Annotated in this window: 11 protein-coding genes; 9 read left to right on the top strand and 2 right to left on the bottom strand. The window is 66.5% G+C overall.

The genetic code is table 11. From position 1 onward, the window contains the following. Window positions 1-311 precede the first annotated feature (311 nt). Window positions 312-938, bottom strand: a complete 627-nt coding sequence (locus tag ISP14_RS07395) for a TetR/AcrR family transcriptional regulator (protein WP_404537685.1) — start codon at window positions 936-938, stop codon at window positions 312-314. A 53-nt stretch (window positions 939-991) separates the two neighbouring features. On the opposite strand from ISP14_RS07395, the gene ISP14_RS07390 reads away from it, so the two are divergent. Beyond that, window positions 992-1,561, top strand: a complete 570-nt coding sequence (locus ISP14_RS07390; protein ID WP_404537683.1) for a hydrolase — start codon at window positions 992-994, stop codon at window positions 1,559-1,561. Between the two features lie 138 nt (window positions 1,562-1,699). Here the strand turns inward: ISP14_RS07390 and ISP14_RS07385 are convergent, their stop codons facing one another. Then, a complete protein-coding gene (locus tag ISP14_RS07385; protein ID WP_404537681.1) occupies window positions 1,700-2,083 on the bottom strand; it encodes a helix-turn-helix domain-containing protein in 384 nt (127 codons plus the stop codon). Between the two features lie 158 nt (window positions 2,084-2,241). On the opposite strand from ISP14_RS07385, the gene ISP14_RS07380 reads away from it, so the two are divergent. The 8 genes from ISP14_RS07380 (at window position 2,242) to ISP14_RS07345 (ending at window position 12,870) form a co-directional block, all read left to right on the top strand. After that, window positions 2,242-2,433 (top strand): hypothetical protein, encoded by a 192-nt coding sequence (locus ISP14_RS07380; RefSeq protein WP_404537679.1) that lies wholly within the window; start codon window positions 2,242-2,244, stop codon window positions 2,431-2,433. Between the two features lie 376 nt (window positions 2,434-2,809). Next, window positions 2,810-5,845, top strand: coding sequence for a TonB-dependent receptor (locus tag ISP14_RS07375; protein WP_404537677.1), 3,036 nt, complete (start codon window positions 2,810-2,812; stop codon window positions 5,843-5,845). 79 nt (window positions 5,846-5,924) lie between these two features. After that, a complete protein-coding gene (locus tag ISP14_RS07370; protein WP_404537675.1) occupies window positions 5,925-7,433 on the top strand; it encodes a glucoamylase family protein in 1,509 nt (502 codons plus the stop codon). Window positions 7,434-7,437: 4 nt separating this feature from the next. After that, window positions 7,438-9,045, top strand: coding sequence for a GH39 family glycosyl hydrolase (locus tag ISP14_RS07365; protein WP_404537673.1), 1,608 nt, complete (start codon window positions 7,438-7,440; stop codon window positions 9,043-9,045). 32 nt (window positions 9,046-9,077) lie between these two features. Continuing rightward, window positions 9,078-9,767, top strand: coding sequence for a GNAT family N-acetyltransferase (locus ISP14_RS07360; RefSeq protein WP_404537671.1), 690 nt, complete (start codon window positions 9,078-9,080; stop codon window positions 9,765-9,767). A gap of 127 nt (window positions 9,768-9,894) precedes the next feature. After that, on the top strand, window positions 9,895-10,518 hold the full coding sequence (locus tag ISP14_RS07355) for an XrtA/PEP-CTERM system exopolysaccharide export protein (protein ID WP_404537669.1): 624 nt from the start codon (window positions 9,895-9,897) through the stop codon (window positions 10,516-10,518). Window positions 10,519-10,561: 43 nt separating this feature from the next. Then, window positions 10,562-12,103 (top strand): XrtA system polysaccharide chain length determinant, encoded by a 1,542-nt coding sequence (locus ISP14_RS07350; protein ID WP_404537667.1) that lies wholly within the window; start codon window positions 10,562-10,564, stop codon window positions 12,101-12,103. After that, window positions 12,100-12,870 carry a P-loop NTPase family protein gene (locus tag ISP14_RS07345; RefSeq protein ID WP_404537665.1) on the top strand — a complete coding sequence of 257 codons (771 nt, stop codon included), beginning with the start codon at window positions 12,100-12,102 and terminating at the stop codon, window positions 12,868-12,870. The genes ISP14_RS07350 and ISP14_RS07345 overlap by 4 nt, the downstream gene beginning before the upstream one ends. Window positions 12,871-12,872: the final 2 nt, after the last annotated feature.

Below are 12,872 nucleotides of genomic sequence, written 5' to 3'. Positions count from 1 at the left end.
TGCGGGGTTCTTTGGGTGTTTTCAGGTTTGTTTTCTAGCTACCTGGACACATGCCCTCAGCCCGCACCTCCGTTGGTAATAAGGAGTACGAGTACAAGGGCAAGAAGAAGCGCGCCGCGAAGCTGCAGCAGGCCGGCGACCGTCGCTAGACGGGTCGTTTCGGCAATGCGGCGGTGGCTGTTGCGCTGCGGCATGTCGTCGACCCTAAGGGAGAGCGTGCGGGCCTGTCAACTCTTTTTATATGAGAATTTTTCCGAAGTGCGAATTCCATCGTCTGGACGTCTGGACGTCTGGCCGTCCAGACGCGGCAGTCATGGCGTCGCGCGGGCTTTCAGCGCTTCGCGCAGATAGAGCTGCAGTGCCTGCTGCAACTGGTCCAGCGCCGCCTTGCGGCCGTTCAGGCCGGGCTCGGCGTTCACCGCCACCGCGGCCTTCATCAGCTGCTGCACGACGATTGTGACGGCGTGCAGATCGGCCGGCGCAAGCGAGGGCGCATGCCGGGCCAGCAAGGCCTGCAATTCGGCGCGCAGGCGGCGGCGGATCGCCAGGCTGTGTTCGCTGGGCACCGTGACGGATTCGGCCAGCACCACGAAGGCCGGATAGCGCCGGCGGAACGCCACCAGGAGGCGGATCAGCTGCGCGCCGAGCTGATCGCTGTCCCATCCCGCGGAGCGCGCCGCGAGTGTGCCCAGCCGTGCGTAAAGGGCCTCGGCGTAACGGTCGAGCAGGGCCTGCGCGAGCGCCTCCTTGGTCGGGAAGAACTGGTACAGCGAGCCGATCGCGGCGCCGGCGCGGGCGGCGATCTCGGTCATGGTGGCGGCTTCGAAGCCCTTTTCGATGAAGCAGTCGGCGGCGGCTTCGAGCAGCGCGGCGACCCGCTCCCGGCCGCGCTGGCGCTGCGGCGCCCGCCGGGTGGCGCTTGTCTTTTGCGAGAACATCCTCATAAACTCCTAAGTGAGGATGTCCTCACGTTTCTTGACTGGAGAATTTCGTGGAAAAGCTCGATCCGCGAAGCACCGCGCTGGTGCTCATCGATTTGCAGAAGGGTATCGCACCCTACGCCGGCGGTCCGCATGGCGCGCCTGAGGTGTGTGGTCGGGCCGGCCGGCTGGCGGCGCGCTTCCGCGCGCTCGGCGCGCCGGTGGTGCTGGTGCGGGTGGGCTGGTCCGCCGACGGCGGCGACCTGTTGCGCCAGCCGATCGACCGTTCCATGCCGACCAAGCCGATGACACCGGCATGGTGGGAGTACGCCGACGAACTCGCCGTGGCCGAGGGCGACATCCACATCGTCAAGCGCCAATGGGGCGCGTTCCACGGCACCGAGCTGGACCTGCAGCTGCGTCGTCGCGGCATCGCGCAGATCGTGCTGGGCGGCATCTCCACCAATATCGGGGTGGAATCCACCGCCCGTGCGGCATGGGAGCACGGCTACGCCATCGTCTTCGCCGAGGATGCGATGAGCGCCGCGAGCGCCGAGCAGCATGGTTTCGCCATCGAGCACATCTTCCCGCGGCTGGGGCGCGTGCGTTCGACGGCGCAGGTGATGGAGATGCTGGCCTGAGGCTCCGTCCGGCGCGGCGCAGCCGGAGAATGGGGGCGTCCGGAACGGCTGGAAGTCCCCTGTTCAACAAGCAGCAACGCTCCGCTATGCGTTTGGACGGATATCCGTCTGAGTGCGGTGGGGTGCCGCGTGTGTGCTTCAGTCGCGGACGTCGAGCAGCGCCATCAAGCCTTGGCGGCGGCGCAGCGAGAGTTTGCGGGTGGCCTGCAGCAGCGCTTTTTCGTCGACGCTCAGTACGTCGTAGCTATGTGCCCGTTCGCCCACGCCGGGCGGCGCCACCATCGGGCCGCGACCGGTAGCGAGCCAATCCAGGCTGACGCGGCAGTCGTCGGCGATCTCGATCAGGCGACGGATTTCGGGCATCGCGCGCCCCGCCAGCCACAGGCGCGCGGTTTCGCGGGCGACGGCGTAATGGTTGGCCAAAGCGGTGGTGCGTTGCCGGCCCGGAGGGATCGCCGTGCGGTCGAGCGCTTGCTGGAGGCGTTGCCCGAAATGGCGGGATGCGGAGGCTCTTGGACTCATGGGCGACGCCAGTGTTGCATTTGCGTCGCGCCAAATATCCAAATAGACATGGTTGACAAATGCAAATTTGAATTGCAATTATCGGTGAGCCATTCCAGGCGGTTTGTGACGACGGTCTCCGCCGGAGACGCGCCGGCGTGGCGAAGGAGATGCCCGCAATGGACGACACGATGATCGTGCTGCACTTGCATTTGACGCATGACGAACTGACCAGCCTGCTGATGGCCCAGATCAATCAGGCCCGGCACAGCCGGCGGATACAGGGCAGGGACGGTCCGAGCGCACGCACCGATCTGTCGGTGCTGGAAAAGCTGGTGGCGGCGCAGCGGGTCGCGGCGCTGGCGGACTAGCAGGGGCGGTTCCGGGCTCCTGACCGCGGCGCGGTGTCGGCACGAAGGGCGTCGCCGAGAGGCCTGTCTACATCGACGCTGCGACAGCGCGTGCACGTTGCCTGCACATGCCGCCTTTCATGTTGTGCGGCGACACCAGCATGGCGGCCGCGACGTTTCCGCCTTGCCGCTGGTCGACGCTGCATGGAGCGATTCCGGATCGGCGTTGCACGGGGACGCGCAACGCGACATCCGGCGCAGGCGGGCCCTGGAAGATGCGCAATCGCCGGAAGAACGGCGGCGTGGCCGGGACTTGAATCGCGATCCGTCCCCGGTGCCTGGCGCGGAAGCCGGCCCGGCATATCCCGACAACAGGGGGATATGGGGAGTACATCGCATGAATACGACGATGAGCCAGAAGCTGCGCAGGCAGCTGCTTTCCGGTTTGATCCAGGCTGCGATCGCCGCCACGTGCGCGATACCGGGGTGGTCCGTGGCGCAGACGGCAGACGCCACGCTGCGCGGCCACGGCCCGGCCAGCACGGTCGTCACCGCGCGTCAGCTGTCCACCGGCGCCGTGCGTCGCACGCGCACCGACAAGGGCGGCAGCTATGCGCTGGTCGGCCTGCCTCCTGGCACCTATCAGGTGGATGCCGGCCCCGGCACCGAGCGAACTGTCACTTTGTCGGTGGCCTCGGTCGGCACGCTCGACCTGGGTGCGGCCGCGCCGGCGGCGCCCGCGCCATCCAACGTCAAGGCGCTGGGTGGCGTGACGGTGTCCGCGGTGACCTTGCCGGAGGTGACGACCTCCGAGGTCGGCAACATCGTCTCGCTGCGGGACATCGATGCGCTGCCGGCCGCTTCGCGCAACTTCCTGGAGTTCGCCGACATCGTCCCGGGCATGGTGTTCACGCGCAATGCCGATGGCACCACCAGCCTGCGTGCCGGCGCCCAGGCCAGCAGCAACATCAACGTGTACATCGATGGCGTCGGCCAGAAGAACTACGTGCTGTCGGGCGGCATCACCGGCCAGAACGCCAGCCAGGGCAACCCCTTCCCGCAATTGGCGATCGGCGAATACAAGGTCATCACCTCCAACTACAAGGCGGAGTACGACCAGATCTCCAGCGCTGCGGTGACCGCCGAAACCAAGTCCGGCACCAACGATTTTCACGGCGACGTGTTCGGCAGCTTCACCAATACCCGCCTGCGCGCGATGACGCCGGCGGAGCAGGCGGCGCACGACAAGACCCAGTCGCACGAGAAGGATTACGGCTTCGATTTCGGCGGCCCGATCGTGAAGGACATGGCGCACTTCTTCATCGCCTACGAAGGCAAGGAATTCGACAGTCCCACCACCGTCGTGCCCGGTGTCACCGATTACGCAGGCTACTTGCCCGCCAGCGTGCAATCGCAGCTGGGGCCGGCGAGCCTGCCGTTCAAGGAAAACGACTGGTTCGGCAAGATCGACTTCGAGCCGACCGACCACGACCGCTTCGAGGTGAGCGGCAAGTACCGCAAAGAAACCTCCATCAGCGGCCTCGGCGGCACGCTCGCCGCATCGGCGGGACTCGACACGCAAAACACCGACAAACGTTTCGACATCCGCTGGGATCACAGTGCCTACAGCTGGTTCAACCGTTTGCAGATGACCTACGAGAACGCGTTCTATGCGCCCACGCCGATCATCGTCGGCGACGGCAGCTCCTACACGCTCACCGGCGCACAGCTGAACAAGGTCATCGTGCAGACCGGCAACTCGCCGCTGGCCCAACAGAACAAGGGCCAGAAGGGTCCGGCGATCCAGGACGACTTGACCTTCAACGACCTGGAGTGGAACGGCGACCACGTCGTAAAGATGGGCTTCAAGTACAAAGCGGTGAAACTCACCGCGCAGGATGCCGGCGATTCCAACGCGCTGTTCAACTACGCGGTGACGCCGGCCGGCACCGAAGCGATCCCGTACCAGGTGCAGTTCGGCTCGCCCACGCCCGGCATAAGCCCGGTGGCCACCAGTTCGGACAAGCAGTTGGGCGTCTATATCCAGGACGACTGGGCGGTGGACGACCATTTGACGCTGAACCTCGGCGTGCGCTGGGATTACGAGAAAACACCGTCCTACCTCAACTTCGTGACCCCCGCGAACGTGGTGGCGGCGTTCGGCATGCAGGATCCGAATGCGCCGCCCGGACAGACGTACGCGCAGACGCTGGCGCTGGGCGGGGTGAACATCAACGACTACATCAGCACCGGCCACAATCGCCATGCGAAGACGAACGAGTGGCAGCCGCGCTTCGGCTTCTCCTACGACATCAACGGCGATCAGAAGCATGTGGTCTTCGGCGGCATCGGCCGTTCCTACGACCGCGACCTGTACGAGTCGCTGCAGGTAGAGCAGACCAAGCAGGCGCTGTCGCAACCCACACTGTTCTTCAATACGCCCGACGTGCCCTGCAATGTCGGCGTGAACAACTGTTATGCCTGGAACCCGGCCTACCTCAGCATCCCGACCCTGCAGGGGCTGGTATCCGGCAGCAATGCCGGCAAGGAAGTCGACCTGGTCACCAACAACCTCAAGGCGCCGTATTCCGACCAGTTCAGCATCGGCATGCGCAATCAGATAGGCGACTGGAACACCAGCGCGACGCTGGCCTACATAAGCAGCCACAACGGCCTGGTGTACACGCTGGGCAACCGTTATCCGGACGGCAGCTTCTGGCAGAACGGCGGCCAGCCCTGGGGCAACGGCATTCCCGGTTTCGGTAGCCTGATCATCGGCAACAACGGACTGGAGACGCAAACCACGCAGGTCCTGCTGTCGGCCGACAAGCCTTACACCCACGAGTCGCACTGGGGCGCGACGATCGCCTACACCTACTCGCACACCAAGCAGAACAACGACAACGCCGATCCGACCGACCAGTACGCGTTTGACTACGAGTGGATCGGCAACTACCCGTACACCTCGTCCGGCGTGGCCAAGCACCGCCTCGTGATGACCGGCACGCTGGATGGCCCTTGGGGCTTCGTGCTCGGCGCCAAGCTGACTCTGGCCACGCCGATCCCCGACCTCAACCTCGCCTGCTTCGGGGCGACGCCCACCAACGTGGACAGCGGCGGCAGCGCCGGCAGCGGTTGCCGTTCGGTGGCGATCGCGCCGCCGGGCAATGGGCGCTTCCTGATCGGCGGCAAGATCTTCGGCTATCGCGACCTGGACTTCCAGGCAACCAAGAACTTCATGATCTACGGCAACCTGAAGGCCTACCTGCGTTTCGACCTGATCAACGCGTTCAACTGGAGCAACTACGTCGATTACCTGGAGAACTGGGGATCGAATGGCGTGATGAGCAGCCGGCCGGTGATGTACAACCCGATCGGCGACATCACCGGTTATCCGCGCACGGTCAAGCTCACGATGGGCGTCAGCTTCTAACGATGGCCTGTGTCGGAACGCGGGGCAGGCGTGGCCCCGCGCTCGCCATGCACTTATGCGTACACGAGATCCCGATCGCATGATTCCAAGCTGGCGGCGCAACCTGTATGTCGTTGCGGCTATCGCGCTGCTGACACTGGTCGTCGGCGGGCCCGCGCCGGTCGTCGCCAAGGAGGCCGCCGGGAGCTACGCCGACCTGGCGCCCGCGCAGCAGGCGATGGTCGACGACCTCGAACATCGCAGCTTCGACTGGTTCTGGCAGGGCACAGATCCGCGTACGGGACTGGTGCCGGACTCCTGGCCCAACCATTCCTTCTCTTCGATCGCTGCGACCGGCTTCGGACTGACCGCCTACGGCATCGGCGCGGAGCGCGGCTATATCAGCCGCGCGCAAGCGGTGGAGCGCACGCTGGCCACCCTGCGTTTCTTCGCGGATGCGCCGCAGAACGCCAGCGAGGACGACGCCAGCGGCTACCGCGGCTTCTTCTATCACTTCCTCGACATGCGTAATGGCCGGCGCGCGGCGCGCTACGTGGAGCTGTCCAGCGTGGATACCACGCTGCTACTCGGCGGTGTGCTGTTCGCGCAGTCGTATTACGACCGCGACACCGCGCCGGAACGCGAGATCCGCCGGCTCGCCGACCGGATCTACCGCCGCGTCGACTGGCCGTGGATGCAACCCCGCAAACCGCTGATCGGCATGGGCTGGACGCCGGGCGGCCAGTTCATCCCGTCCGACTGGAAGGGCTACAACGAGGGCATGCTGGTCTACATCCTTGCGTTGGGCTCGCCGACCCATCCCGTTTCTCCCGCGGCGTGGAAGGCCTGGCTGTCCAGCAACCATCTCTACTGGGGCGCGTTCGAGGGACAGACCTTCCTCAACTTCGCGCCGCTGTTCGGCCATCAGTTCAGCCAGAGCTGGATCGACTTCCGCGGCATCCGAGACGACTGGAGCCGCCAGCATGGACTGGACTACTTCGAGAACAGCCGCCGCGCGACCTACGCGCAGCGCAGTTACGCGATCGCCGATCCCGGTGGCTGGACCGGCTATGGCGCAGATGTGTGGGGGCTCACTGCCTGCGACGGACCCGGCGACTACGTGGTGGGCGCGCGCCACTATTACGGCTATACGGCGCGCGGCGCGGGTCTGGCGGATACCGTCGACGACGGCACCATCGCACCGACCGCGGCCGGCGGGTCGATCGCATTCGCGCCGGAGATCGTGGTGCCCGCGCTGGCCGCGATGAAGCAGCGTTACGGCAAGTACATCTACGATCGCTACGGCTTCGTCGACGCGTTCAATCCGAGTTTCCACGACGCGCAGGCCAAATCGGGCACCGGCCATGTGGTGCCCGGGCTGGGCTGGGTCGATACCGTGCACCTGGGCATCGACCAGGGGCCGATCCTGCTGATGATCGAGAACTGGCGCAGCGGCCTGGTGTGGCAGGTGATGCGCCGGAATCCTTACATCCGCGCCGGCCTGCAGCGCGCCGGCTTCCGTGGCGGCTGGCTGGACGCGCAAGTGCCTGCGCCGGGCCGCGGCGCACTCGGGGCCGGGCGAATCCCGGCCGGGGCTCCTGCAAGGTGATGGCATGAACGACGAATCCGTGAAGCATCGTGTCGTCCGCGGTTTGCTGCTGTGCGCTTTGCTGTTGGCAACCGGCGCGCCGTGCGCGGCGATGCCCGCACCCGCTGGCGATACCGTGCGCATCCAGATCGACGCCAAGGCCAGGGGCACGCCGTTTCCGCATTTCTGGGAGCGGATGTTCGGCTCCGGCCGCGCGGTGCTGTCGCTGCGTGACGACTACCGCAAGGACCTCGCGACGGTGAAGCAGGCCACGGGGTTCGGCTACGTGCGCTTCCACGGCATCCTCGACGACGACGTGGGCCTGTTCCAGCTGGGCGGGAAAGGTCAGCCGTTCTACAACGCCGCCGGTGCGTCGGGCGGCGACGAACGGCCCGTCTACAACTTCTCCTACGTGGATCAGATCTACGACGGCCTGCTGGCGCGCGGCGTGCGCCCGTTCGTGGAGCTGGGCTTCATGCCGAAGGACCTGACGTCCGATCCCAAGGCGCTGCAGGATTTCTGGTACCACCCCAACGTGGCGCCGCCGAAGGACTATGCGTTGTGGGACGGTATGATCCGTGCGTTCGCGCGGCACCTGGTCGCGCGCTACGGCATAGCCGAAGTGTCGCAGTGGTATTTCGAGGTGTGGAACGAACCAAACATCGGCTTCTGGGCCGGCAATCCCAAGATGCCGACCTACTACACGCTTTATGACCACACCGCGCGCGCGCTGAAATCGGTGAGCCCGCGCCTGCGCGTGGGCGGTCCGGCCACGGCGCAAGCCGCGGAAGTCGCCGATTTCCTCAAGCATGTCCATCAGGCGAACGTGCCGGTGGACTTCGTCAGCACCCACGTCTACGGCGACGACACCGCCGACAACGTGTTCCACACCCGCGAGAACATCCCGCGCAAGGACATGGTGTGCCGCGCGGTGGACAAGGTGCACAAGGAGGTGCTGGCGTCGCCGTACCCGAAACTGCCGTTCATCATGAGCGAGTTCAACGCTTCCTATGCCAACCTGCCCAACGTCACCGATACGGTGTACATGGGCCCGTGGCTCGCCAACACCATCCGCGCCTGTGCCGGCAAGGTGGAGGCGATGAGCTACTGGACGTTCTCCGACGTGTTCGAGGAGGGCGGGGTGGTGCGTACGCCGTTCTATGGCGGCTTCGGCCTGATCGCCGAAGACAACATCCCCAAGCCGGCCTTCAATGCCTTCGCGATGTTGCACAAGCTGGGCGACGTGCAACTGCCGGCGACCTCCGATGCCGCGCTGGTCACCCGCCGTGCCGACGGCACCCTGGTGCTGGCCTTGTGGAACTACGCGCCGCCGGTAGGCGACGGCGCCAGTTACACGGCCGGCCGGCCGAAGGGCGCGGTGCGGCACTTCGAGATCGATGTGTCGTCGCTGCCGGCAGATGCCAGAGCGCGGGTGTGGCGCCTGGACGAAACGCACGGCAATGCCGTGGCTGCGTTCGACGCGATGGGCCGCCCGGACTTTCCGTCGCGTGAGCAGATCGTGCAGCTGCGCGGCGCCGGCACGCTGGCGGCGCCCGCGCAGGTCGAGCCACACGACGGCAAGCTCGAGCTCGACATCCCGCCGCAGGGACTGGTGGTCATGGAGCTGCGCTAGGCTGGCCTGCCTGATCCGGAAGAAGGTGACGCATGGAACCGCTCGATCGGCCGGTATGGGCCAGCCTGACCAGCGTGCATGCGGAACTGGCGCTGGGCGATGCGCTGGCGCGGTGCTACCGGCCGGATATCAATCGCTTCGCCTCCGCGCGCGACGACGGTGCCGAAGCGCTGGCGGCGCTGGCCCGGCTGGTGCGGCCGGCGGAGCCGGTGTTCGTGCTGCAGGTGCCGGAGATATGCATCCCGCCCGGCCTGGCGGCGGCCAAGACCGCCAGGGGCGTGCAGATGGTTGCCGCCGGAGATATCACGCCGGAGGCCGGTCCGGAAACGGTGCTGCTGCTGGACGACGGGGATGCGGAGGAGATGCTGGCGCTGGCGACGCTCACCGAGCCGGGCCCGTTCCTGCGCCACACCCATCGCATGGGCCGTTTCGTCGGCGTCCGCATCGACGGGCGGCTCGCCGCGATGGCGGGAGAGCGCTTCCGCTTCCCGGGGTATACCGAGGTCAGCGGGGTATGCACGCATCCGGATTTCCGCGGCCGCGGGCTGGCCCGGCGCCTGTCCCGGCAGGTCGCCGCCGGTATTGCCGCACGCGGCGACACGGCCTTCCTGCATGCATGGAAGAGCAACACGGCGGCGATCCGCCTCTACGAGTCGCTGGGTTTCCGGCTGCGTTGCGAGGTGAATGTGGCGGTGCTCCGGCGCGACGCCGGGGTGGATTGAGTCCGGCAGGCGATGCACTTCCGGCCGGTGCCGGCGGCGATGGGCGGAGCAGGGGATTTCACACCGATTTACGTCTTGCTGGTTCACAATATGCTAACGTCTGGGTCACAGATTCAGGGGGATGACCATGAAGCGCCTTATCGTGCTCGTTGTGTTGCTGCTGACTCTTGTAGTAAGCGGCTGCGCTGCGGTGACGCCGTCGACCCAGCCGCCGAAAGTCAACGCCGACGCCATGGCGGTCAACGACTACCGCATCGGCGTGGACGACCAGTTGCAGGTGTCGGTGTGGCATAACCCCGACCTCAGCGTATCGGTGCCGGTGCGCCCTGACGGCAAGGTCACCGTGCCGCTGATCGGCGACGTGCAAGCCGGCGGGCAGACCTCCGAGGAAGTGGCCGCCACCATCCGCGACAAGCTCAAGGCCTATGTGCGCGATCCGCAGGTGGCGGTGATCCTGACCCAGCTGCGCAGCCACGAATACCTTGCCCGTGTGCGCGTCACCGGCGCGGTGCGCACTCCCGTCTCGCTGCCTTACCGCCCGGGCATGACCGTGCTCGATGTAGTGCTCGCGGCCGGCGGCGTCACCGAATACGCCTCGCCGGACCGCACCGAGCTCTACCGCCGCGCCGGCCAGGGAGACAGCCAGGCCTACGCCGTGAACCTGGGCAAGATCCTCAACGACGGCAACCTGGCGACCAACTATCCGCTGCAGCCGGGCGACGTGATCACGGTGCCGCAGCGCACCTTCTGAAGAAGACGCCTAAAGGGGGCCTCAGGGAACGGAGGCGAGCGCCATGAACGAACAATCGATTTCACTCCAGGACCTGCTGCCCGTACTGCTGGAGGAGGGCCGCCGCCGACGCATCGCGCTGGGGCTGATCTTCGCCGCGATCATGCTGGCGGCGCTGTTTCTCGGCGTGCTGTGGCCGAAGAAGTACGAGGCCTCCACCACCATCCTGGTGCAGGAGAGCAGCATCATCGCGCCCCTGATGCAGGGTGCCGCCACGCCCACCGCCAACGCCAACCGCGCCGACATCGCGCGCGCGGTGATCCTCACCCCCCGGGTGCTGGACAAGGTGCTGGCAGAGGGCGGCTGGCTGGCTGGCCATCCGACCCCGGTGGAGCTGGACCGCATCACCAACGGCATCAAGTCGCGCACCACGGTGAAGTTCTCGCGCGACAATCTGCTGACCATCAGCTACTACGACTCCGACCCGGCGCGCACCTACCACGTCACGCGGCTGTTCGGGCAGCTGTTCATCAGCGAGAGCCTGGCCTCCAAGCAGCGTGAGAGCCGCGACGCCTTCAACTTCATCAACAGCCAGGTCGAGGCCTACAAGCGCAAACTCACTGGCGCCGAAGACAAGCTGAAAACCTATCGCGAGGAGAACGCCGACGCGCGTCCGGGCAGCGAGGCAGCCACCGCGGCACGCGTCAACGACCTGCGCTCGCAGGTGGAAAACGCACGCATGGACTTGATGGAGAAGCGCTCGCAGGAAGCCTCGCTGGTAGCGCAGCTGTCCGGCGAATCGGAGGTCTCCGCCGTGCAGACCACGGCAGGCCTGTACCAGGCCCAGTTGGCCGACTTGCAGGCGCAGCTGGACAAGTTGCTGCTCACCTACACCGACGACTACCCCGACGTGGTGCGCGTGCGCCACCAGATGCAGGATCTGCAGCAGCAACTGGCGCAAGCCGAACGCAACCGGCAGAACCCGAACGGCAAGCCGGCCTCGCTGGGCAATGCGCAGTTCAACCCGCTGTACCAGCAGATCAAGAGCCAGCTGACCGATCTGCGCGGCCAGATCGCCGCGGCCACGGCGCGGATGAACGCGAGTCAGGCGATGCTGGATGCCGAGCTCGACCGCAGCAAGCGCATCGCCGGCTCCGAGAACGCCACCGCCGAACTCACCCGCGACTACGACGTCAACCGCGACGTCTACCAGGATCTGCTCAAGCGCCGCGAGAACGCACGCGTGTCGATGGACCTGGACGCCACGCAGCAAGGCCTGACCTTCGCCGTGCAAAATCCGGCGACGATGCCGTTGATCCCCACCGGGCTGCGCTTCATGCATTTCGCCGTGGGCGGCGTCCTGCTGAGCCTGGCGTTGCCGCTGGGCCTGCTGTTCGGCATCGCCCGGTTCGATCCGCGCGTGCGTTCGGCCGGGCAGCTCGAACGGCTCACCGGCCTGCCCGTACTGGCCACGGTGCCCTACTACGCCACGCCGCATGACCGGCGCCGGGCGCAGTTGCAGAACCTCGTGCTGGCGCTGATCCTGGCGGTGGTGGTGGTGTCTTATCTCACCTTGTTCGTGTTCAAGCTCAAGGGGGCGGCATGAAGCCCGACGAATCGATTTCCGGTGCCGTGCTGCGGGCCGGCGAGGCCGGCAACGCCGACCATCTGCCGCAGCAGGCATCCGAGCACTCCATTGCGCTGATGGCCGAACCGCGTGCGCTGGCGCCGCGGCAGCTGGAGGAGCGCCGGCTGATCCATCGCGAGGCGGGTTCGCGGGCAGAGTCGGATGTCTTCCGCGAGATCCGCACGCGCCTGCTCGGCATGGCCGGCCCCAGCAACTTCATCACCCTGGTGGTCGCGGTCAGCCCGCGCTCGGGGGCCAGCTTCGTGGCGCGCAACCTGGCCGCCGCGTTCGCCTTCGACGAGGCCCGGACCAGCCTGTTGATCGACTGCAACCTGCGCTACCCGGAACAGCATCGCGCGCTGGACGTCGACCCGGCCAACGGCGGTCTGATCGATTTCCTCGAACACCCGGCGCAAGGCATCGCATCGAAGATCTACGCCACCGGCGTGCCGCGCCTGCGCCTGATCCCGGTGGGCGAGGCGCGCGAGGGCAGCGGCGAGTACTTCTCCTCGTTCCGCATGCATGCGCTGCTCGACTCGATGCGCCACCGCTACCCGGACCGCTACCTGTTCCTGGACGGCCCCACCATCAAGGGCTCGCCGGACGCACGCATCCTCTCCGACCTTGCCGATTTTGTGGTGGTGGTGGCCGGCTATGGCCGCGATACTCCTGCTGCGATCAGCCAGGCGGTGGCCCATTTCGAGCCGGAGAAGCTGGCCGGCGTGGTGTTCAACCAGGCGCCCTGAGG

The sequence above is a fragment of the Dyella agri genome (genome assembly GCF_044904705.1).
Classification (GTDB): Bacteria; Pseudomonadota; Gammaproteobacteria; order Xanthomonadales; family Rhodanobacteraceae; genus Rhodanobacter_A; species Rhodanobacter_A agri.
Note: the sequence above shows the minus strand (reverse complement) of the source record. Positions and strands in the feature narration are given on the sequence as shown.